Here is a 21,786-nt window from a genome sequence, read left to right as displayed (position 1 = left end):
ACGTCCCTGAAGTAGCTCTACCCGATGCTCCACACCTGCTTCTCGCAACAGCAGGTTCGGTGGTGCCCCGGCATTCGGGGCACCACCTCTCCCTCCCGGATTCGCACTCCTCCGCAGGTGCCGCCATGCCCTCTTTCCCCGACCGCGTCGTGATGCAGACATCCTTCATGCGTGCCAGCGACGCCGTGGCCACCTCGATCACCACGACCGCGATCCCTCTGCTCATCCTGACCACCACAGGCTCCGCCGCGCTGACCGGCCTGGCCTTCGTTCTGGAATGGCTGCCGCGTCTGCTGGCCTTCACCATCGGCGGGCCGATGGTCGACCGGTTCGGCGCCGACCGGGTCTTCCGCATGGCGACGGCCGTCCGAGCAACGCTGCTCGCTGCGGCCGGAGGCGTCCTCTCCGACCTACCGGCGACCGGAACGGCCACCACCGCCGTGGTGATGACCATCGGCGCGCTCAGCGGGCTGCTGTCCCAATCGTCCTTCGTCGCGGTCGAGACGTTCGGCGCGGCCGCCAGCCGCGCCGCCGGCGACCAGGCGCACCGCGTGCAGAGCGTGCAGATCAGCATCGACCAGGGCGCGCTGCTCATCGGCCCGCTTCTCGCCGGCGTCCTGCTCACCTACGGCCCGGTGGTCATGCTCCTGGTCGCCGCGGGGTTGTCGACGGCCGCGGCCTGCAGCACGGTCCGGTGCGACGACACCCTCGCGCCGTCCGGCGCATCGGGCCCGTTCATGGTGCTGTCCAGGCTGCGATCGGGGTGGCGCACCGTGCGGAGTGTTCCGGCTCTTGGCTGGCTGGTCCTCGGCCTGGTGGCGAGCAACCTGGCCCTCGCGGTGACGCAGGCCAGCTCACCCATCACGGTCCTGCGCCACTTCGGCGGCTCGTCGTTGACCGCCGGCGCAGTGTGGAGTGCAGCCGGCGTGGTCTCCTTGGCCGCCGTCGCGGCAAGCCGCCGCGCCATCGACCGCTTCGGACTGTGGTCGGTCGGAGCCTCCGGCGCGGTCATGGCATGCGGCGCCTGCCTGGCAGTCGGCATCGCCCCAGCGCTGGACCTCTACGCGGTGACCGTCGGCGTGCTCATGGCCGGCGAGGGCGCCCTGACCGTCGTGCTGCGTACACTGCGCGCTCGCCTCATCCCCGCGAGTGCCTTCGGCTCCGCGCTCAGCGTCACCATCGTGCTGGTCGTGATCCCCATGCCGGTTGCCGGGGCACTCGTCGCGGCACTGCCCGCCCCAGCCCTGCCCACCCTGCTCCTGTCGTGCGCCGTACTGCAGGGCGTGGCGATGACCGCGGCCTTTCGCGGTCTGTGGCGGCACCGGTCGTCCTACGCCACACCGGCCTCTCAGCCGACAGCCGCACCCTGCGAAGCCCACCCCCGTGACACTCCGCCGCCCACCGACGGCGATCTGACTGCACCCCAGACCGCCGCCGATGCCCCCCTCTCCGCGCTCCGTTGACGAAAGCGAGACTGCGATGCCCACCCCCGCGCCCCGTACCTCCCGCCCGCGTCCCGCACTCTCGCCGACCTCGCAGGAACTGGCCCGGCACCTGTTCGGGCCCGACTTCGAGGAGCTGCACGAGCCGTGGCGGGCCATGCTCGGCGACCCGGCTTTCCATTACGAGCCGGACCTGACCTCCGTGGAGCGCATAGCCCAGTCCTACCAGCGGCTTCGAGCGATCAACTCCGCCGTATCGCCCATGGAACTGGCCACCGACCCCGTGCGGCTGGCCGCGATGCACGAGTGGCTGGCCATCGCCGACACTGCCGCGACCAGCATCGCCAGCATCCACTTCAACTTGTTTCTCGGCTCGCTCGCAGAGCACCACGACACGGGCCGTGACCTCGACGACCTGTTCAACCTGCGTGCTACCGGCGTTTTCCTGGCCACCGAGGTGGGCCACGGGTGCGATGCGGCCTCGCTGGAGACCACCGCTCACCGCAACCCGGACACCGGCTGGTTCACCCTCACCACACCTGGCGCGAGCGCACAGAAATTCATGCCGAACACGTCGAGCATCGGCGGCCCGAAGGTCGGCGTCGTGGCCGCCCGCCTGATGGCAGATGGCATCGACCACGGGCCCTTCCTCTTCGTCGTCCCCCTCACAACCGCCGACGGGCCCCTGCCCGGTGTCCGTATCCGGCCGCTGCCGCAGCGAACCGGACAGCCCCTCGACCACAGCATCACCAGCTTCGATCACGTCCAACTGCCGCCGCAGGCGTTGCTCCAGGCCGAGCACGGCCAACTCGACGGTGACGGCACCTTCACCAGCAAGGTCGCCAGCCACCGCAAGCGATTCCTGCGCAGCCTCGCCCGCGTCACCCCCGGCAAGCTCTGCATGACCGCAGCTTCCTGCGGGATCAGCCGAGCAGCGCTCACCATCGCGGTCCGCTACGCCCATCACCGGCACATCAGCGCGGGCGAAGGGAACACGGTCCCCATCGCTGCTCACACCAGCCACCACGAGCGCCTCGTCGGCAGGATCGCCGTGGCCTACGCGATGACGATGCTGCACCGCAGGACGCTGCAGACCTGGGCCGAGCACGACGACAGCAACGTGGCGGCCGCTGAGCGGGAAGTCGCCATCACCAAAGCCTGGATCACGTGGCGAGCCCGGGACATCGCCACCGAGACCCGGGAGCGCTGCGGCGCACATGGCATGTTCGAGCTCAACGGCCTGGCTCACGCATCCGACCTTGACGGTGCGATCACCGCAGAGGGTGACAACCTGGCTATCTCCGTCAAGGCCGCCGCCGAGCTGCTCCGCGAAGCCCCCAAACCACCGCCCACCGTCACCGTGCCCTCCCTGAAGCACGCCGAGCTCCGCGAGCTGCATGAACTGCTCCTGGCCGCGGAGTCCCTCGCGATCCGCCGCGCTCACGACCGACTGGCTGCCACCACGGACCACGGGTTGAGCCGCTGGAATGCCAGCTGCCTGCCTGCCCTCGACGCCGTTTCCGCCCATGCCGCGAGCACCGCCGCCGACGCCTTCCTCCACGCGATCGAGAACTGCGACGACCCTCAGGCCCGCTCCATCCTCACGGACCTGTGCGCGCTGTTTCTGCTCCGCGAGGTAGAGAAGCGCGCCCTGGTCCTGGTGACCAGCGGGCATCTGGGACTTGAGGCGGCCGACCAGCTGCCCGACGCGATCGAAGCCATCATCGCCGGCCTGGCCCCGAACATGCTCACGTGCGTTGACAGCTTCCAGGTACCGGAGGCATACCTCGCCTCCATCCCCATCGCCAACCCGCGCATTGAGCAGGCTTACGACGATCCGCAGGCCCACTGGAACGCCGCCGAGCAGCATGGTCGGGCAGCGTGAGCCTGCACCTCGTACCGGTCCGCTACCGCGAGGCCTCCTCCTACGTGCGGCAGTGGCATCGCCATCTCCAACCGCCCCCTGGCCAGATCTTCGCTATCGGCGCCGCCGACCACGAAGGCGTACTGCGGGGCGTTGTGATCGTCGGTCGCCCGGTGGCCCGGTACTTGGATGACGGCGCGACGCTGGAGGTCACCCGCTCCTGTTGCGATGGCGCACGCAACGCCAACTCCCTGCTGTACGGGGCAGCGTGGCGAGCAGCGAAGGCACTCGGTTACACACGGCTGGTCACCTACACGCAGGAAGGGGAAAGCGGCGCGAGCCTTCGCGGCGCCGGCTGGATCGCCATCGCCGAGCGCCCACCCCGGCCGGGCTGGCACACCCCGTCCCGGCCGCGCCCCTCCCGCGGCAGCGACCACGTCGCCCGGACGCTGTGGGAGGCCTCGTGACACACCGCCTCCCACCAGGACCAGCGCCCCCGTTACACCCGCCAAGCAGGTCACGGCTGTGAAGCCACGCCTGCCCTGAGGCGCCGGCCGGCCGCATGGCCTCACCTCCCGCCCCCAACCGCCGAACACTGCCGCTCCCACCCGATCCGAGGCGCACATGATGCCCATCGCCCAGCCCCACACCGCCCCGCTGCTCATCCTCGGCTCCGGGCCGCCCCTGATGCGGCAATACCAGTTCGAACGCGCCGCCGCCGACCAGCCACTTGTGCTCATCAACCCCGAACCGCCCACCTGGCAGCAGCCCTACATCGTCGACTGCGAAGCCGCCGACCTCACCGACCCCATTGCTCTGGGCGCCGCTGCCGAGGCACTCGCCGCACGGTGGAACATCGCAGGCGTCGTCACCTTCGACGAGTACCACGTGCTGGCTGCGGCGCGGCTCGCCGAGCGCTTCGGCCTCCCCGGAAACTCCCCTGACGCCGCCCTCGCCGCACGCGACAAAGCCCTCAGCCGACAGCGCTTCGCCGCCGCCGGCGTGCCCTCGGCCGCCTCCACCTGGGTCCACAGCATGGAAGCCGCAGCATCCGCAGCCGAACGGGTCGGATACCCCGTCGTCCTCAAGCCGACCAGTCACGCCGGCAGCATCGGCGTCACCCGCGTCGACAGCGTCGGCGACCTGCCGCGCGGTTGGGACATCGCCGCCGCCGCGGCCAGTCAGGGGCCCGAGGACCAGGGCGTGCTGCTGGAGGAGTACCTCGACGGCCCCGAAATCTCCGTCGAGACCGTCACGCGCCGGGGCCTGACCACGGCCGTGGCTCTCACCCGCAAATCTGTGGGATTCGCGCCCTACTTCCTGGAGACAGCCCACTCCGTCACCGCCGGCGACCCCCTGCTGGAGTTGGTGGCCCCCCTCGCGGCACGCGCCCTGGACGCGGTGGGCATCACCGACGGCGTCTCCCACGTCGAGATGCGCTTCACCGCTGACGGCCCGCATGTGATCGAGGTCAATGCCCGGCTCGGTGGAGATCGCATCGGGGCGCTCACCAGGCTCGCCACGGGAGTGGATCTGCCGCGGGCCGCCGCCGCCATCGCCGCCGGGAGAGAGCCCGACCTGCGCCCGACCGAACGCCGCAGCGCCGCTATCGGCATGCTCTACCCGCCGGGGGACGGCGTAGTGACCACCCGCCGCCTGCTGCCCGGCGCTTCCGGTACGCACGATGAGCAGTTCCACTGGCTGTGCGAGGTCGGCGACCACGTCACCCGCACCCCCTCCAACGAGACGCCGAACAACACACGAGTCGGCTTCGCCGTGGCCACTGGCGCCACCATCGGCCAGGCCCGAGGAAATCTGGCGGAGGTTCTGTCCCGGGCGGTCATCGAGGTGCACCCCGTAACCCAGCAAGCCGCGTAGCCGATGCTGCGCCGTGCTTGTCCCGAACTGACGAAAGGAGGCGCCGTGGCCACCCTTGCCGCCGACTGGCTCACCGCCCGACTGCTGCGCCGCTCGACAACGGACCTGGGCGTCTTCCTGCCCGCCGGCTTCCCCTCCGCATACGCCGACGCTGAAGTGCTGCGGACCTTCGCCAGCCGCGGCGCCCGGCTCTTCGAGATCGGAGTGCCGTACTCGGACCCCTTCCTGGACGGACCGGTGATCGCTGAGGCCTACAAGCGGGCCCTCAGCCGCGGAACCACCATGGTCGACGTCCTGGAGACGGTCCGTCAGGTCGCCACCACCACGTGGGCACCGGTGGTCGTGGTGAGCTATTGGGGGCCCGTGCTCCGATACGGCGGGCCCGAGCGCTTCGCCCAGGACCTCGCGACGGCCGGCGCGGCCGGCGCGATGATCGTGGACCTGCCGCTGGAAGAAGCCGGCCCATGGCTCGCCGCATCCCACCAATCCGGCCTCACCACCCCGCAGTTGGTCTCTCGCCGCGCGTCGGACGAACGGCTGGCGCGGGTATGCTCGGCCGCGTCAGGCTGGGTGTACGCACCCGCCGCCGAGGCAGCCCTCACCGGCTACACCGGCCGGCTCGACGTCGAGGCCCTGGAGAGGTTCACCCAGCGGTTGCGTGCTGCCGGGTCCGTGCCCGTCGTCACTGGCATCGGAGTCTCGAGTCCAGGGATGGCCCGGAGCCTTCGGGACCTGGTCGACGGTGTCGTCATTGGCACGCCCGCCATCCAGCCACTGTTGGAGATGTCCCCTTCCGATGGCCTGCGCGCGGCCGCCGACCGGGTGGCCTTGTTCGCCGCGGCCCTCCAGCGGCCGGCGGACCCGGCAAATCTCTTTCGCCCCGACTACATCGGCATGATGTGATCCGCTGCGACGAGCCGACCGCGGCCGGTTCTTGAGCGTCACGACGTCACACACCAGGAGCTGTTGTTGAGCACGATGCCCCGCGCCCGCCGGGTCGAGAGCGTCCCGGCCGCCCGTCGCCGGCCGCCGCCGGCGACTCCCAAGCCGGACTACCGGAACATCTTCCTGGAACCGCGCTACACCGACCCGAGCGTGGCCGCCGAATACCAGCAGCTGTGGGAGGAGGAACGAGCCTCCCGCCGCACTGGATCCCGCGGCTCCCGCCCCCGCACCGACTGAACCCGTCAGCAAGGAAGGACGCCTCCATGTCCCTGCCCACCCTCACCCCCGAAGAGCGCACAGCCGCCCTGCGCAAGTCCATCGCCGTGCGCCAGGAGCGCCGCGCCATCCTTGAGGACCTCAAGCACGGCCGGCGCACCCTCGCTGAGGTCCTGGGCGACGACTCCAAGACGGTCACCAGGACCAAGGTGCGCCGGCTTTTGGAATCGCTCCCCGGTGTCGGCCCGATCCGAGCCGCGCAGGTCATGACCGAACTGGCGATAGCCGACGGCCGCCGGGTCCAGGGACTCGGAGGCCAGCAGCGCGCCCGCCTCCAGGAGATGTTCCGTCCAACTGCCTGACTTCGGCTCTTCGCCCGCGGCCCCCGCTCCGCTTGCCCGCCGTCCCGGTTGATGCCGCACTCGTGCACGCTGCGGCCCCAGCCCAAGTCCGCCGACACCTCCCTGATGGACAGCACCTCCCGACCACCTCGTCGGCCTCAGCCACAGAACGGATACCCCGACGCTGCCGCGGCCGGCTGCCGGTGGTCATGGCCACCTGCACCCCCACCGGCCTCCCTTGAGGAGACAGTGCACGCACCGCAGTCCGGTCGGCCTGCGCCGTGCGCGGGCCGGCCGGGCGAGGAGCGCGCGGACTGGTGCCCTCCCTGCTGTAGGTGCCAGGGGGTTCGGGGGCTTGCCCCCGAGACCTCAGCCCCGAACTGCTGGTCGGCCGAGTGTGGTGGGAGCTTGCGGGGTGGGCGGTGGTCGTGGTATTCGCGCGCACGTTTACTTACAGAAGGTAGCCCTGGCTCTGACCTGCGAAAACGTGCGGCTAAGGGCGGGAAAACCGGACCGTAGGGGCGGAAAAAACAGCCCTTGATCGTCAGTGTCGAGATGCCGGACGCGCCCGTGCTGGAAGTCAGGTTCCCTGGACCGTGACCTGTATGATCAACGTTGTAAGGGCTGGTTTTTCGGAGCTAAGGGGCGGAAGATGCGACCTTAGCGTCATCGGCAGGGAGTCTCTTGGAAATGAGCGCAGGACGGCGCCAGAGCCTGGCTCTGGTGAACATGAATTCCGGGGAGGTGGTGACGCCTCGGCCGCGCACCCCGCACAACTTCGACGGCAAGGGCTACACCCTGGAGTCGTACGGCTCGGAGACCCCGCTGTACGCAATGGGCCTGACCGGCGCTCAATGGGCGATCCTGGACTGGATCCGCGAGCACGGAGGTGCGAGCGCACCGGTGCGGGTCAAGCCCGCCGAGGTTGCACCGGAGGTCAACCTCACCGAGGGCACGGTGAAGGTCTCGCTCGCCGGGCTCGTCGAACACAACCTGTTGCTCAAGACGTCGCCCCGCTCGGCCGCGTACCAGTTGACGCCGCGGCGATACTGGGAGGGCAGCGGCTCCAGCCAGGTGACCGCCTGCAGGCGTCTGGACCCGCCGTCCGTGCAGCCGTCCGCCCAGGCCAAGGCGCCGAAGAAGTCAAAGCCGAGAAGGGCTTCAGGAGAGACGTCATGACAGTGCCCGCCCACGAGTTCGACCCGGAGAGCCTGGGTACTCCTCCGCTCTACACGCTCAACTTGAGCGCGGCGCAGCGTGATGTCCTGGCGTGGTTGGAGGAGCACGGCGCGTTCGTCCAAGCCATCGGCGTCGACGCGGCCCAGGTCGCCAGCGACTGCGGGATCTCCGAGTCCACCGCCTACGAGGCCTTCAACCGACTGACCGGGCTGCGGCTGGCCCTGGACATCGCGCCGGCGACCTACAGGCTCAACGCCCGGTACTTCTTCACCGCCCACCCGGAGATGCGGACCATGGTCTCCGCAGCGTTGCACGACCCGGCCGTGAAGCCGGACGAGCGTGCCCTCGCCCCGCGAAAGCGCGGCAACACCGACGCCCGCCGGCGCCGCACCATCCGGCCCGTCGACACCGACTGACCCGCCGGCGCTACGAGCCGAACCCCGGCACGTCCGCCGGCTCCAGGTCCACCCGGAGGCGGAGCAGCCGGACCGGATGTCTCCATCTGCCCTGGTCGACCGCGGTGTCGCCACTGAACTCCGCGACGATGTCGGGCATGACCATGGTGGTGTGCAGGACCTCGCGTGAGCCCCAGGCGGCCGAGAAGGTGTATCCCGTCCACGGGTGATCGTCTGCCGCTGGTACGAGCCGCTCAGCGAGATCCTCTCGTACCTCTTTCGCCAGCGGGACGCTCCGGCCGGCGTAGCGCAGTCGGCCGTGGGAGTCGTACCGACCCAGCAGGACGCTGGCCGGCCGACGCACTGTGCCGGTGACAGCCCCCACGATCGCCTCGTGCGTGGTGCGCTGACGCACCTTGATCCAGCCACGCCGGTCTTCCTCGTATTTCTGCGACAGCGCCTTGGCCACACACCCTTCGATGCCTACGGCGGCCCACTCGGTCATCCACGTTTGCGCTTCGGCGCGGTCCAGCGTCATAGGGCACAGGGTGAGCGGCGGACCGAGCGCGAGGTCGCGGAAGACGCGTTCCAGCTGGTCGCGCCGCCGGCGGTAGGGGAGTGCTGTGAGGCCCTCGCCGTAGGCGAGGACGTCGAACACCACGTAGTGGGCCGGCGTCTCCATTTCCCGGGCCAGCGCGGCACCGCGGCGACTCAGGCGTTTCTGCAGCCGGCTGAAGTCGAGCCGCTGCCCCGCGAATACGACCAACTCGCCGTCGAAGATCTCGTCCCGGTCGCCGGGCAGATCCCTGTCGACGGCCGCAGCGATGTCGCTGAAGGCGCGGGTCAGATCCGTTCCCTTGCGCGAGAGCAGACGTGTGCGGCCACCGGCGGGGCGCACGGCGAGGCAGCGGAAGCCATCCCACTTCGCCTCGTAGGCGTAGGGCCCCTCTGGCAGCACATCAGCGGCACGGGCGAGCATCACCTGCGGGACACGAAGCACCATAGGTCCGTTGTACCGCTGACCACGGTGGTTTTCGGTGAGTCGTCTGACGTCTCGCCAGGGCTCACCCCATCGCGGCCGCCGAGCACAGGGTCAAACATCACCCGCGGAGGTGCCGGGACGGATGCACGCAGCGCCGGCGCGGCACTCAGTGTTCGGTGGGCCGCTGGGGCCTCACAATGCTGTGTGGTTGTGGTTTTCGGGTGTTGGGCGAGGGTGGGGTTGGGGCCGGCCTGCGTAGCCGGCCCCAACCAGCTGACGAGGTCAGGCAGCTACAGGCCGATCCGCCCCGTCATGGGGCAGCGCAGCGGCGGGGTGCACGAAGGGGCTGGCCAGGAGGCTGCCCGGCGGCGCGGCCGCGCTCCGACGCACGCTCTCGCGCGCCGCCGGGCACAGGCCTGCCGAACGAGGCACCGGGGCCCTTCCACCGGCCCAGCCGGGTCGGCGACTTCGCGCCCCGGACCGCCCGGCGGGGACATGCCCTCGCGGCGCGGGGGCGGGCGCCGCCCTGGTCGCCGGGGCTGCGGCGGGTACGTGTTCTGCGGGGGCCTGCTCGGCCGGGCCGGACAGCTCCAGCAGCTCCTCGACCGTGTCCGGCACCTGCGGCGTGACCTCACGGCTCTCCATGGCCTCGACGACGGACAGCTGGAGAGGCAGCATGCGCTGCAGCTGCTCCTGGACCTCGTCCTCGGGCGCCTCCCACGCGTTCACGCCGCCGGCCTGCGCCCAGACCTCAGCGGCCACGGTGTCGGCCTGCTCCCACAGCGGCCGGGAGGAGTCGCGGTGGCCGGCGTCGGGCGCGCCCTGAGCCAGGAACCTGGTCAGCTGCGTCAGCGCTGCGCTGCGGAAGTCCTGGGCGCGGATACGCAGTGTCGTCGGGTCCTCGTATTCGAGGTGACCCTCAAACTGGGCGAGCAGGGAGCGGCGCCAGGAGCCGAAGGCCCGGGCGGCCCGGGTGGCCAGGCGCTCGACGGCGGTGAGCACGCGCTGCAGCGCGGCGAGGTAGCGAGCCAGGGACCGCGGGTTGCCGTGCACCTCCAGGCGACGGTAGTCGGGGCCGCCGTGGCGCTGGCCGTTGCCCCAGTTCTCCTCGTACACGCTCCAACGGGGGTTGATCTTGTAGGGAGTGTGGGCTTCGACGTCGTGGATGCGGGCGAGCTCCCAGGCGATGCTCTGGTGCTGCTCGGCGCGCTTGCGGCTGGAGGCTGGGAAGTTGAGCTCGACGTCGAAGCGGTCGGGGCTGAATTCGTACGGCCGCGGGATCTCGACGTAGGGACGAGAGGTCATGCGTCATGTCCTTCGTGGTGTCGTCGGTCTCGGAATCGGATTGGCAGGGCGCTTCCGGAGGGGCTTGAGCCCACGCCGGACGCGCCCTAAGGGCCGCTCAGGAAGCGCTGAACGCCTCTTAAGACACTACATTACGTTTGAGGGGATGGAAAGTTTTAAGAGTCACTCGGTGTCGAAGTGTGCTGCGGCCGCGCACAGCTGGTCGACCTGCGTGGTGCTGAGTACGTCGTTCGGGTCGCCGTAGGTGTCGAACAGCTCGACGGCTGAGCGCACCGCTCCACGTACGCCGAGAGCACCGAGCACGTCCACCAGATCGTCAAGTGCAGCCGCGTCGCAGGAGCACGGGGCGATGGCACAGCGCTCGGAGGACGGATGCGGCGGGAAGCCACGTGCTACGAGGGCCTCCTGTACTGCCTCGTAGAAGTCGGCGCCGCCGTGCTCGGTCAGCAGCCGCTGCACGGTCTGTACGACCTCCAGGGCGGCCGACGCGAGGTCAGGGCCGGCGGGCGCCGCAGTATGGCGGCGAGCCCGAAGGCGCGCCGCGCCGCCGAGTGCGGCGCGGATGTGGGAGATGCGCTTTCTCACGCGGCGGCCCTCCCGTCGTCGAGCGTGCTCAGCAGCGGGACGACGAAGGTGCGCGCCACGTCGACGGCGGGCCTGCGCCACAGGGGCGAGCGGGAGATGTGTGACCAGAGTGCGTTGGTCACCGGAATGGCTTCCTGGCCCTCGTAGTCAGGCAGGGCGCCGGGGAGATGGGCGCCGGTGATGTCGACGTGGGCGCCGTCCGGCCGTACGGCCACGACGTGGTCCAGCTGGCAGGTGCACACGGCCTCGGCCACAGGGTCAGAGGCGCACAGGTCCGGGTTCTGCGAACATTCGTAGTCGATGATGACGGCCATCGGCCACTCGGTGTGGTCAGACAGCGCGCGTGCGAAGGCGTGGCACTGGCCGTGGAGGAAGACCTCGCGGGCGGAGTCGTCGAGCTGCCCGGTGACCAGGGGGTGGGAGGCGCCGTCGGTGCCGGGGAGAGTGACTGCCAGGCCATCAGGAAGTACGAAGCGCCTGGTCAGCAGGTCGACGGTCTGCTCCAGAAGCTGCTGTGCTTCCAGAGCGTCGGTGCGCTCGCGGCGGGTGTGGGCGCGGCGGTGGTCGTCATCGACGTAGCCCTCGATGTCGAGGTACGGGTCCAGGGCTGCCTTGTGCCGGTCGGTCATGTGCCGGTAGGAGAGGAGGAGGCTGACGAGCGGGTCGTCCTGGCAGAGGGTCTGCAGCATCGGGGCCTTTCGTGACGGCGGCGGCGGTCCGGACCTGGGCGTGGCGGACCGCCACCGCGCTGTGGGTGGTTGGGGGTTGGGGGAGGGCGCGGGGGCCGGAGGGGATTAGCTCTCGCGGCGCAGTTCGTTGCCCCGCTGGGTGATGTGGACGCCGAGGGTGGTGCCCTGGCGGGTGGGCAGGAGCAACGGGTGCCCCTCTGCCTGGCGCAGCCGTACGCGGGTCATCAAGTCGCCCAGTTCCTCGAAGGTCAGGCTCGGCTGCAGGGCCTCGTCGGCGAGGTCGAACGGCGGCGGGACGGGCTCTCCCCTGTCCAGCCAGCTCTTGACGTCAGCGGCGAACCGGGCTCCGGGCTTCGTTTCGATGCGGCCCGAGAGGTCTTCATTGGGAGCCTTGACCACGATGAGCGTGTGGGAGTGGTCCATCGTCGCCACGATGTCCCACTCGTACTCCATGCCCTCCCTGCCGATCGGGGCGAGGCCGATGACGTGGCGGGTGACACGCCCGTTCTCGTCCGGTCCGGCGACGTATTCCAGCTTGTCCCGCACGGTGGCGATCACATGGCCGGGATAGCCCAACAGGGCATCCAGCATCTGGCGCTCCATGGGCCGAACTTCGTCCCAGGGGCTCCACCGGCTCGAACCGCTGCGCTTGGAGGCTCGGGTGACCTGCTCGCGGACGCCGCCAGAGGCAGTCCAGAAGGCGGAGAGAGGGGAGACGACGACCGTGTCGTAGCGCTGGTCGGCACAGTGGGCGAGCATCGTGACCAGGGTGTCCGGCGAGCAGTAGGACAGCGGCGGACACATGTCGAACTCGAACTTTTCCGCATAAGCACTGGCGCGGCCGCGCTGGGCGTCGATGACGGCGACCCGGTCGCCGATCGAGGTTGCCAGGGCCAGGGAGGTGTACAAGGTGCCCGCTCCGGGCGGGCCGTCCAGGAGAATCCGAGCGGGCCGCTGCTGCCGCACGGCCGTGGTGAAACGGAAGCGGTCGCCGGGATCAGGCTGTGAGGCGGAGGCCTCCACAGGGGGAGTCGTGCTGGTTTCCGTCAAGGTCCCTCCGGAACCGGTCGGTGAGTGATTCAGCGCACCCCGATACCGAAACAAGCCGGACATTCTCAGGTGGCGCCGGTCAGCCATTCTGACTCTTAAGACTATACCATCAAGTCGGTGTTTTCGCAGCTCAAAAGCCATTCGCGACCTTAGTGAGCTACCTCGCTTCGCTGCGACGGACCAGTTGCGGTGACGGGCACAAACGACATCGCCCCCGGGCGCGGAGTCCTACTCCGAGCCCGGGGGCGATGCGGTGCGTCGCCGGCGTTCAGAACCGGTCGTCGATTTTGTGCTCCTTGAGGATCTTGTTCGCGGTCGGCACCCACCAAAAGCTGCGGTTGATCTCGTCCACGCCATCCGGCTTGGTGAACTTCTCCCGGGTGAGCGCAACCTCGATCGACTCGTTCCTGATGCCCAGTTTGCTCGCGAGATGGTTGGTGTAGACCCGCTTCCGGTTCGAGCCAGGGTCCACTGTGGGCGCCACGGGGAACCAGCGGCCGCGGCCCTTGCTGCGGATCTCCTCGACGATGCGGCCGGCACTGTCGAGGTAGCCGAGCGCCTTCCCCAGCGCGAGGACGACCCGCGGCGGGTAAAGCGGCCGCGAACTCTCGAGCGTCTCCTTGCTGACCTCGATGCCGGCGGCCTCCAGCTGGTCGGCCATAGCTTCGACCACGGCGTGCAGGGGCGGCGTGTTTTGTGGCGCCTTGCCCTCCATCGCCTTCTGCGTCGGAGGCTTGTGCCACTTCTGCGCAGTGCCCCGCGACTTGAGCCCCAGTGCACGGCTGATGTCGCTGAGGCTGAGCGGTTCGGTGCGCTTGGTTAGGTCGATGGTCTCGTCGTCTGTGCTGGTCATAAGTAAGTCCATGTCTCTTATAGCTTGCGTCGGGTTGAGGATACGGCAGTCGGGGTCATGCTCACTTCCTTGTTACTCCAGCTTCTGCGGATCTGAACCGAGGGCCGCCGACTCGCCGGCGTCGGTGCGGTGGCCGAGGGGGGAAGGTTGCAGTGTGAACATCGCCGGCCCAGGGCTACCAAGGCGACGTCCTCGCAGCGGCAGACGATGCGGCGCACGGCGGCCTGTCCTTCCGGAGCCGGCGGACGGGGCCGGCCCGTTGCACCCGCCCCGCACCTTCTGGGACTCCAACGTCGCGACAATGAGTGGCGCAGGTCCGTCATATCGCGCTCCGCGAAGGCTCGGCGAGTCCCTGGTCCTGAGCTGCTGCGGCCGATCGGTATGGGCGTGCCGATCGGCCGCATCGGACGTCATGAACTCGTTCCATCGCTCTGGGTGAGGGGGCTTCGAACGGTGCGGCCGGGCGTCGCGAAGGTTCCGTCAGGTCCGGTGACGCAGTTGCTGCACAGCAGGTCGTCGTTGAGGGCCGCGGGGTCAGTGCGGCCGCAGGTGCAGCAGTGCAGTTCATCCTTGGCGAACCGCTCCGCTCTACCCAGGACCTTGTCCCAGTCCAGGTCGTTGGCGACGGCCCAGACCTGCAGGTCGGCGACGAGGTCGACCGCCGAGACCTCCAGGTCGTCGAGTGCGCCGTATTTGGTGCGGTAGCGGTCGATGACGGCCGTCCCGCGCGCAGCAGGGTTCATGTTCCTCCAAGGGTTCAAAGTGCAGGGCGCCCGAGTCAATAGACGCCTCTTAAGACTATACTCACACGATGGCGTCAAATGCCAGTCTTAAGAGTCGAAGGGTCTGGGTGTGCACCCTGGCCCCGGGAGGAGAGTGGACTTGCCCTACATCTACCTGCACCTTTCCCGAGGCGACCGCGTCGAGCGCCCCACGGGAAACGCCCGGGCCACCCACGGAACCGTCATTCACGTCACCTGGGAGTCCGCCACCGGGGCGCGCTACTTCATCCAGTGGGACGGTTCCGCTCTCGCCCGCCGATACAAGACTGAGCAGCTGCAGGAGCAGCGCATACGGCGGGTGAGCGAACCAGCTGAAATGGGAGAGTATCGGCGCAAGCACCGGTAACGTCGGTAGGCCCCGCGTCCCCCGTCGCGGGGCCCTCGCGTGTGTCGCGCCCGGGGCCGGGTGGGTGAAGCCGAACGGGTACCCGGTCTGCGGCGCAAAGCCATTCGACATCGCGGCCCCCGGGCGCGGGGTGTGGCCATCCTCGGTCAGACAGCAACACGATGCCTATTCGGTCTCCCAGTCCCAGGTGTCGAAGTACGCGACTTTGCCGGTGCTGCGTGCCTCCAGTACGGCGCTGAGCCGTGCGAAGTCCCTTTGGGGCATCAACGGCTTCCACTCCGTCAGGGACAGGATGCGAGCCTCGTCATGTTCTTCCGGGGCCAGGGCGATGCTGCGGATCTGCGCTTCGGTTAGACGGCCACCGTCGAAGATCAGGCCGAGCGTGCTGTAGGGCCACTCGGTGCCGGGTAGGCCGAACACCGTCGCCAGGAGCCGTGCAGGGGGCCCGGCCAGCGTGATGCCAGTCTCCTCCCGGCATTCGCGGACGGCCGTCTGCCACGGGCGTTCTCCGGGGTTCATCGTGCCGCCTACGAACTGCCACGGGTGCGCGGGGGAGTAGACGGAGTGCAGCTGAAGGGGCCGGTCGTCTTCGTCGGTGAAATGGACGCAGGCAAAGGCCGTGGCCTTCATCACCGTCGCGATGTACTGCTCGGGAGGCAACCACGTACCGCTCATACGGCTTCCCTCCACGGAGCGAGCCCGCTTACGAGGGCTTCGATGACGTAGGCCATAGCGTCACCGCCGGGCATGTGCCGTTGTTGGGGGGAGATCAACGTGTGCTCGCTTGTCGTCCAGGGCTGGGGCAATGGGCTTAACGACCACCACCGAGGTTCGAACACGCCATTCCGGTCGTTCTTCGATCTCCGGCACAGTGATCGCGCGATCTCCGAGCCTTCCGTTGCGTCGACCCGCGTCTCATGACAGGCGTGGTGGACGCGAGTGGCTGCACGCTCCGCTGCGACAGATCCGCCCCGCTTGGCGACCGGGAGCCGCATCGTGCCGGTAGAGAGGCCGGCTCCCGTGGGGCACTCAGGAAGAGCCGGGTCAGGGGGCGCCACCGGCAGAAGTGCATTTCGTTATCCGGTCTGGACTTGTCTCTCCGTGAGCCGAGTCCAGACCGGAGGTGTCTCAATCTCTTCAATAGGCGTTACGGGCAATGCCATTTGCTCGGAACCTGAAGTTCATTGTCGTGCCCTTCGGGCGCTACGCTGCGATGGGCCGTGCATACGGGACAACGCTGGACACCCTCACGTCGCCTCAAGATCGCCACGTGCCCGCGAGTGCGAGGCGCGCCTCAGCTCCATTGGATGAAGGACAGGTCAAGGTGAGCAGGGAAACAGCTGCGGCCAAGCGCACGGTCGATGTGGTCGTGCTCACCATGAACGACCGAGACCAGGAGTTTCGCACGGCGATGGCTTCGGTCCTCTCCCAGCAAGGCGTCGACCTGCGGGTGGTCATCGTCGGGAACGGAGTGGAACCCGACTACGTACCCGAGGGGGTGCAAAGCGTTGCGCTGGGCGTCAATACGGGAATCCCGGAGGGGCGCAATGTCGGAGCTCAGGCGCTGGCTGCCGGCGGGGCCGAGTTCGTGCTGTTTTTCGACAACGACGCGGTGCTCCCGGACCCGCACACCCTCACGCGGCTGATCGAGGAGTTCGACCGGCACCCCAACGCCGCGTACGTACAGCCCCGCATCGCAGATCCCGTAACTGGCGAGACGCTGGGCCGGTGGGTGCCCCGGCTGCGGTCGAGTGACGCCCGACGCTCGGGCGTCGTCACCGTCATGGCCGAAGGCATCGTGCTCGTGCGCCGGGCCGATTTCGAGGCGGCAGGCCGTTGGCCTGGGCATTTCTTCCTCTTCCATGAAGGCGTGGACATGGCATGGAGGCTCTTGGATCTCGGTCGGGTTGGCTGGTACGCCGGGGACATCGAGGTGCACCACCCCGCGACGAACCCCGCCCGGCACGGTCCGTTCTACCGGATGGTGGCCCGCAACCGGGTATGGGTCGCCCGCCGACGCCTGCCAGCGCCGCTGGTTCCCGTCTACCTGGCCACCTGGGTCGTGATCAGCCTGTGGCGGTTCCGCTCTTCCGGGAACCTGGGTGTCTGGTTCAAGGGGTTCGCGGAGGGACTGCGTGGCGGCCATGGGGAGCGGCGGCCAATGTCATGGCGGACGGTGTGGCGCCTGACGCGCGCCGGCCGCCCGCCGATTGTCTGAGAACCACCGGCGGACGTCGGAACGCGTTTTCGTCAGCTGACGGTGGCGACTCGTTCGCGCAGGTCCCGCACGACCTTCAGGCCCTCGTGGGACTTCATGGTGCGAACGAGGTCCTGAAGCGGGCCGACGGTGCGCTGGGAGCTGATTTGGTCGGTGAGGTCCAGGGCCTGGTGAGCGGTACCGCACGCCTGCTCAAGACGACCCTGGCGCCACTGCGCGTCGGACTGCCGTACGAGGTAGAGAGCATGGGTGCGCACCGCACCGCCGTCGAAGGCCCGCGCGGCGGCGGCGAAAGTGGCTTCCGCATCGCGCGGCTGACCCATGGCCAGCTGGGTGGAAGCCCTGGACCCCTGGAACTCGGCGACATTCATCCAATACGCCCACTCCGGCTCCCCGTCGTTCTCACCCTGCTCGGCCCGGTGCAGGTGGCGCTCGGCGAAGTCGAGGTCGGACCAGCAGCGCGCGTCGCCGAGGTGGGAACGAGCGCGGGCCCGACGGGCGTAGACGAGCGCTTCCACACGCGGTGAGGCTTTGCCGCGCACCGCGCTGAGGGCGGCGGTGGCCATGGTCTCGGCGTCGGCAGGGCGGTCGCAGTTGTAGGCGGCGGCGGCCCAGAAGTTGAGGATGTGCGCACCCAGGGCCGGGTCATCCGCGCTGTGGGCGGAGTGCAGGGCGGACTTGAAGATCCGATCGTCGCACTCGCCGTGGACGTCGAAGACCGCCCAGGCGCGCATCCGCTCCAGGTCCGCAGCCGCGGCGTACAGCCGCTGCTCGTGGTCGAGGGAGTAGCTGCGGTTGTCCAGGAGGTCGGCGACCATCTCGTTGGTTGAGGCGGTGTCGCGGATCAGTGTCCCCCCGCCGTCTTCGTCGTCGGTGCGGCGCAGCGCGCGGACCCTGCGCTCGATGTGGGTGACGGCGGCTTCGCCGATCCGTCGGCCGCTGGTGATCTCGCCGGCGGCGGCCGGGTCGGCGGTGAGCCAGGAGAAGAGGCTCGCGGTCAGGGCTGTCGAACTGAAGATGAAGGACCGGCGATGCATGTCACTCCCGACTGAGTCTCTGAGCGCGTCCAGCGCGCCTCGGGGGGTCCAGGGGAAGTCGGAGTACTGCTGAAGCGGATCGAACTCGAGCCACAGGGGCCAGGGGTGGGTGTCAACGAGGCAGGGGTCGATGTTGAACACCTCGGCCAGCAGCTTCTGTGTCTCCTTCTCGGGCTCGCGGCCGTCCTCCCAGCGTAAGACGCCCGAGGGTGCGGTTCCCAGGGCCGGTTTGCGCTCGGCGCTGAGCTTGCGCAGTGCACGGGCGAGATCTGGCCGCGTCATGTTGCGGACCTCACGTGCGATGACTAATCGGTGGACCTTCGGCACTGCGCCTCCTGCATGAACCCGTCGCGAGCTGGGAGATCCGGGCGACGCTAGCGGCCCGTCACCCGTCGCGGAAGACCACGAGGCAGTGCTCCGACAGTGCTCCGCTCCGCACGTGAACGGCACTGCCCAAGTCGCTTCCTGGAGCTGGGCGATGACAGCGACGGTGGGACCACACCGGAAGCCGCGGCCGGGAATCGCTGGCGGCATCTGTGGCCCACCTGCTGTCACGATAGGAGCGCATGCCTTGTCGACGATGTACGCGGAACTCGACTTTCGCACACCGGAGTTGGACGGTCTGGCGTCCCGGGTAATCCCCGATCAATACTTCGAGCTCAAGGCCGAGGACGCCCGCGACAGCTACTTCACGGACAGCAGCAAGCTGGACGCGACCCAGCTCGTCCACGATCGGTTCCGCACCAACCCGCTCGCGCTGCACGACCACCTGATCCGGGCGCTCGATCTGCGCGGTGCCGAAGAACTACTGGACCTGGGCTGCGGCAACGGCGAGATCCTGGCGCGGATACGCCCCTACCTTGCGGCCGGCCACCTCGTGGGACTCGACATCGCGCCGGCCGTCCTGGAAGCGGCCCGCCAGCGCCTGGACGGAGTAGCCACCCCGTGCGAGTTCGTCGAGGGCAGTGCCGATGACCTGAGCGCATTCGACAGCGACAGCTTCGACCGCGTCATGGCCGTCTACATGGCCCACTACGTCACCGATCTGCAGGCCTGCTTCGCCGAGGTGCAACGAGTCCTCAGGCCAGGCGGCCGCTTCCTCCTCGCCACCGACCGCCCGGACTCCATGGTCGAGATGTACGACGCTCACTTCGCCGCGCTGCGCGACATGGACGCTCCCCAGCACCTGTTCCGTGCTACCCCCAAGGCTCGCATCTCCCTCGACAACGGCACCGAGCAACTCGCCCCGCACTTCGCGTCGGTCAAGCGCGTGGACTGGCAGGACCAGCTGCAGTTCGCCAAGGCCGAGCATTTCATGGCTTTCTACCGCAGCTGCAACTACTGCTGCGCCAGCAGCAAGCCAGGGGAGGGGCTGCCGCCGGCCTTCTTCACCGAGCTTGAGGACCGTGTGCACGACCGCGTCCAGGCCGTCATCGACGACATCGGCTACTTCGCCCTCACCAAGTACACCGGCCACTTCATCTGCTCCTGACCCGCATCCACCCGACAGGAAGAGTCCCGTGACCCCTCAGCCGCACGACGACCTGACCGGAGCCCGCGTCCTGATCACCGGCGGGGCCGGTTTCATCGGCACCGCCCTGCGCGGTGCCCTGGCCGCCGCCGGGGCACGCCCAGCTCTGCTTGACAGCCTGAGCGCCTACGGTCCCACCACCCTCACGCTGCTGGGCACCGGAACCGACGACCCGCACCTGACCGTCGGCGACATCAACGACGAGCCGCTGGTCCGCCGCCTGGTCGCCAACGCCGACTACGTCGTCCACGCCGCGGCCCACTCCTCCGTCCACGGCTGCACCACCGACCCCCAGACCGCAGTCCGCTCCAACTTGGCCGGAACCGACACCGTGCTACGCGCCGTGGCCGCCGCCCGCAATGTCCGTCGCTTCGTCCTGCTGTCCACCGCCCAGGTCTACGGCCACGGCGCTCCGCACACCCCCCGCCCCGAGCAGGCCGGGGTCTTCACCGAGGACCAGCAGCTGGACCCCCTGAACATCTACGCCAACAGCAAGCTCTGGGCCGAAGGACACACCCGCCAGCTCCTGAGCGTGGCCGAGCACGACTTCACGATCCTGCGCCCGTTCAGCGTCTACGGGCCCGGCCAGGTCCCCAAGAAGGGCGCCGCCTCGTGGGTCGTGGCGCAGTTCACCATGTACGCCGCGCTTGGCCAGCAGCTCCTGCTCAACAACGGCGGCCGCCAAATCCGCGACTTCATCTTCCGAGACGACGTCGCCGACGCCATCGTGCGCTGCCTGACCATCCCCGCAGCGGCCGGACGGACCCTCAACCTGGGCACCGGTGCGCAGACCTCCGTCCGCGAGGTCGCCGAGCACGTCCGCCGTCACTTCCCCAACGCCGAGATCGTCGACGCGCCGCGCGTCGCTCAGGATCCGCTCGGCGCCTGCGCCGACACCACCCGCATGCAGGCCGTCCTGGACTGGAGTCCCTCGGTGGGCGTCGGGGACGGGATCGACCGCTACGTGCAGTGGGTGCGCCACGCCCCGAACGCCATCCCCGATTGGATGCGCGCCGAGACCAGCAACAGTCGCATCAACGCCTGGCGATCGCCCGCCCCCGTGCCCCTGTGACCCGCCCGACGTCCCGGCATCACCCTGACCTGGAGGGAACCCCTGTGAAGACCCTGCGTACCGCGGTCATCGGCTTGGGCTGGGCTGGCACGGTCCACGCCCGCACGCTGGCCAGCATGCCCGGCATCGACCTGGTCGCCCTGGCGGACCTGGATCCCGCCAAGCGTGCCGCCTTCCCCAAGGTGCCGACCTTCGTCGACCTGGAGGCGCTCCTGCGGCTGAACCTGGACTACTGCGTCATCGCCACGCCGAGCGCGACCCACGAGCAGTACGCCCTGGCGCTCGCGGCCGCCGGCGTGCCCGCGCTGATTGAGAAGCCGATCGCCCCGTCCGGTGAGGCCGCCTGGCGCATCAGCGAGGCCTTCGCACATGCCGGCACCTTCGCGGCCGTCGGCCACACCGAGCGGCACCAGGCCCCGGTCACCGAGCTCGCCAGGTGCCTGCACAGTGGCGACTTCGGCGAGCTGTGGCAGTTCACCACCCGACGCCAGGGCCCCTACTCCGGGCGCATCCTCGACGTCGGCGTCGCCCTCGACCTGCTGGTCCACGACGTCGACCTGGTCTCCTGGCTCGCCGGACAGCCCGTCGAGTCGGTCACCGCCTCCACTCGCGTCCTCGCCGGCCCGTATGAAGACACGGCCACCGCCACAACCGTGCTGCGCGGCGGGGTGCTGGCCCACCACCACGCGGACTGGATCACCCCGTTCAAGCACCGCACCATTCAGGTCCACACCACGGCGGGGGTACTGACCGCCGACACCGTCGCGGGCACCCTCACCCACCACCCCAACACCGCCGCCCCTACCGCGGTCGCAGGCTTCCCGGGCGTCCTCGCCGGCGACGCCCGTGTCATCGAGCTGCCCGAACAGGAGGCGCCGTTCACGGTCGAGCACCAGCTGATGCGCGACGCCCTGCTCGGCCAAGGCACCCGCGGTCTGGTGTCCCTGGCGGAGGGCGCGGCCACGGTCGCCGCGACCGAGGCACTCCTGACGGCGGCGGCCACCGGCCGCTCCACCACGGTGCCCGCCCGCCAGCCCGCCCTCGCTTGACCAGCACCACGCCACCGCGCCATCGGA

Annotated in this window: 23 protein-coding genes; 14 read left to right on the top strand and 9 right to left on the bottom strand. The window is 69.3% G+C overall.

What is annotated here, in order from left to right; genetic code table 11:
- The first annotated feature begins 125 nt into the window (after positions 1–125).
- The 9 genes from ABZ851_RS30445 (at position 126) to ABZ851_RS30405 (ending at position 8,281) form a co-directional block, all read left to right on the top strand.
- On the top strand, positions 126–1,463 hold the full coding sequence (locus tag ABZ851_RS30445; protein WP_361134245.1) for an MFS transporter: 1,338 nt from the start codon (positions 126–128) through the stop codon (positions 1,461–1,463).
- Positions 1,464–1,479: 16 nt separating this feature from the next.
- Positions 1,480–3,327, top strand: a complete 1,848-nt coding sequence (locus ABZ851_RS30440; protein ID WP_361134242.1) for an acyl-CoA dehydrogenase — start codon at positions 1,480–1,482, stop codon at positions 3,325–3,327.
- Complete coding sequence (locus tag ABZ851_RS30435) at positions 3,324–3,773, top strand: XF1762 family protein (protein ID WP_361134239.1); 450 nt, start codon at positions 3,324–3,326, stop codon at positions 3,771–3,773. The genes ABZ851_RS30440 and ABZ851_RS30435 overlap by 4 nt, the downstream gene beginning before the upstream one ends.
- A gap of 160 nt (positions 3,774–3,933) precedes the next feature.
- On the top strand, positions 3,934–5,184 hold the full coding sequence (locus ABZ851_RS30430; protein WP_361134236.1) for an ATP-grasp domain-containing protein: 1,251 nt from the start codon (positions 3,934–3,936) through the stop codon (positions 5,182–5,184).
- A gap of 45 nt (positions 5,185–5,229) precedes the next feature.
- A complete protein-coding gene (gene trpA, locus ABZ851_RS30425) occupies positions 5,230–6,087 on the top strand; it encodes a tryptophan synthase subunit alpha (protein ID WP_361134233.1) in 858 nt (285 codons plus the stop codon).
- A gap of 66 nt (positions 6,088–6,153) precedes the next feature.
- A complete protein-coding gene (locus ABZ851_RS30420; RefSeq protein WP_361134230.1) occupies positions 6,154–6,366 on the top strand; it encodes a hypothetical protein in 213 nt (70 codons plus the stop codon).
- Between the two features lie 26 nt (positions 6,367–6,392).
- Positions 6,393–6,707 (top strand): integration host factor, actinobacterial type, encoded by a 315-nt coding sequence (mihF, locus tag ABZ851_RS30415; RefSeq protein WP_361134227.1) that lies wholly within the window; start codon positions 6,393–6,395, stop codon positions 6,705–6,707.
- 669 nt (positions 6,708–7,376) lie between these two features.
- Positions 7,377–7,865, top strand: a complete 489-nt coding sequence (locus ABZ851_RS30410; RefSeq protein ID WP_361134224.1) for a MarR family transcriptional regulator — start codon at positions 7,377–7,379, stop codon at positions 7,863–7,865.
- Positions 7,862–8,281 carry a MarR family transcriptional regulator gene (locus tag ABZ851_RS30405; protein ID WP_361134221.1) on the top strand — a complete coding sequence of 140 codons (420 nt, stop codon included), beginning with the start codon at positions 7,862–7,864 and terminating at the stop codon, positions 8,279–8,281. The genes ABZ851_RS30410 and ABZ851_RS30405 overlap by 4 nt, the downstream gene beginning before the upstream one ends.
- A gap of 10 nt (positions 8,282–8,291) precedes the next feature.
- Here ABZ851_RS30405 and ABZ851_RS30400 read toward each other — a convergent pair whose 3' ends face one another.
- The 7 genes from ABZ851_RS30400 to ABZ851_RS30370 all read right to left on the bottom strand — a co-directional run bounded on the left by ABZ851_RS30400 (position 8,292) and on the right by ABZ851_RS30370 (position 14,467).
- The gene (locus ABZ851_RS30400; RefSeq protein ID WP_361134218.1) at positions 8,292–9,263 is read right to left on the bottom strand and encodes an ATP-dependent DNA ligase; all 972 of its coding nucleotides are present in this window, start codon (positions 9,261–9,263) and stop codon (positions 8,292–8,294) included.
- Positions 9,264–9,524: 261 nt separating this feature from the next.
- On the bottom strand, positions 9,525–10,547 hold the full coding sequence (locus ABZ851_RS30395; RefSeq protein WP_361134215.1) for a hypothetical protein: 1,023 nt from the start codon (positions 10,545–10,547) through the stop codon (positions 9,525–9,527).
- 162 nt (positions 10,548–10,709) lie between these two features.
- Positions 10,710–11,132, bottom strand: coding sequence for a hypothetical protein (locus tag ABZ851_RS30390; protein ID WP_361134212.1), 423 nt, complete (start codon positions 11,130–11,132; stop codon positions 10,710–10,712).
- Complete coding sequence (locus tag ABZ851_RS30385) at positions 11,129–11,821, bottom strand: hypothetical protein (RefSeq protein WP_361134209.1); 693 nt, start codon at positions 11,819–11,821, stop codon at positions 11,129–11,131. Before ABZ851_RS30385 ends, ABZ851_RS30390 begins: the two co-directional genes overlap by 4 nt.
- Positions 11,822–11,926: 105 nt before the next feature.
- Positions 11,927–12,871: an AAA family ATPase gene (locus tag ABZ851_RS30380; RefSeq protein WP_361134206.1), complete on the bottom strand. Its 945-nt coding sequence runs from the start codon at positions 12,869–12,871 to the stop codon at positions 11,927–11,929.
- Positions 12,872–13,139: 268 nt separating this feature from the next.
- Positions 13,140–13,724: a hypothetical protein gene (locus ABZ851_RS30375; RefSeq protein ID WP_361134203.1), complete on the bottom strand. Its 585-nt coding sequence runs from the start codon at positions 13,722–13,724 to the stop codon at positions 13,140–13,142.
- 410 nt (positions 13,725–14,134) lie between these two features.
- On the bottom strand, positions 14,135–14,467 hold the full coding sequence (locus tag ABZ851_RS30370) for a hypothetical protein (protein ID WP_361134200.1): 333 nt from the start codon (positions 14,465–14,467) through the stop codon (positions 14,135–14,137).
- 139 nt (positions 14,468–14,606) lie between these two features.
- Between ABZ851_RS30370 and ABZ851_RS30365 the strand changes: the two genes are divergently transcribed.
- Positions 14,607–14,852, top strand: a complete 246-nt coding sequence (locus ABZ851_RS30365; RefSeq protein WP_361134197.1) for a hypothetical protein — start codon at positions 14,607–14,609, stop codon at positions 14,850–14,852.
- A gap of 165 nt (positions 14,853–15,017) precedes the next feature.
- Here ABZ851_RS30365 and ABZ851_RS30360 read toward each other — a convergent pair whose 3' ends face one another.
- Positions 15,018–15,527, bottom strand: a complete 510-nt coding sequence (locus tag ABZ851_RS30360; protein WP_361134194.1) for an NUDIX hydrolase — start codon at positions 15,525–15,527, stop codon at positions 15,018–15,020.
- Positions 15,528–16,176: 649 nt separating this feature from the next.
- Here ABZ851_RS30360 and ABZ851_RS30355 point away from each other — a divergent pair.
- Positions 16,177–17,070 (top strand): glycosyltransferase, encoded by an 894-nt coding sequence (locus ABZ851_RS30355; RefSeq protein ID WP_361134191.1) that lies wholly within the window; start codon positions 16,177–16,179, stop codon positions 17,068–17,070.
- Positions 17,071–17,102: 32 nt separating this feature from the next.
- Here ABZ851_RS30355 and ABZ851_RS30350 read toward each other — a convergent pair whose 3' ends face one another.
- Positions 17,103–18,389: an XRE family transcriptional regulator gene (locus tag ABZ851_RS30350; protein WP_361134187.1), complete on the bottom strand. Its 1,287-nt coding sequence runs from the start codon at positions 18,387–18,389 to the stop codon at positions 17,103–17,105.
- A 298-nt stretch (positions 18,390–18,687) separates the two neighbouring features.
- On the opposite strand from ABZ851_RS30350, the gene ABZ851_RS30345 reads away from it, so the two are divergent.
- From ABZ851_RS30345 to ABZ851_RS30335, 3 genes are read left to right on the top strand one after another with little or no spacing between them, the layout of a single operon-like run.
- Complete coding sequence (locus ABZ851_RS30345) at positions 18,688–19,599, top strand: methyltransferase domain-containing protein (RefSeq protein WP_361134465.1); 912 nt, start codon at positions 18,688–18,690, stop codon at positions 19,597–19,599.
- 28 nt (positions 19,600–19,627) lie between these two features.
- Positions 19,628–20,710 carry an NAD-dependent epimerase/dehydratase family protein gene (locus tag ABZ851_RS30340; protein ID WP_361134185.1) on the top strand — a complete coding sequence of 361 codons (1,083 nt, stop codon included), beginning with the start codon at positions 19,628–19,630 and terminating at the stop codon, positions 20,708–20,710.
- Positions 20,711–20,754: 44 nt separating this feature from the next.
- Positions 20,755–21,759: a Gfo/Idh/MocA family oxidoreductase gene (locus tag ABZ851_RS30335; RefSeq protein WP_361134182.1), complete on the top strand. Its 1,005-nt coding sequence runs from the start codon at positions 20,755–20,757 to the stop codon at positions 21,757–21,759.
- Positions 21,760–21,786 lie beyond the last annotated feature (27 nt).

The organism is Streptomyces sp. NPDC047049, from assembly GCF_040643995.1.
Classification (GTDB): Bacteria; Actinomycetota; Actinomycetes; order Streptomycetales; family Streptomycetaceae; genus Streptomyces; species Streptomyces mooreae.
This window is presented reverse-complemented; position numbering and strand designations above follow the sequence as displayed.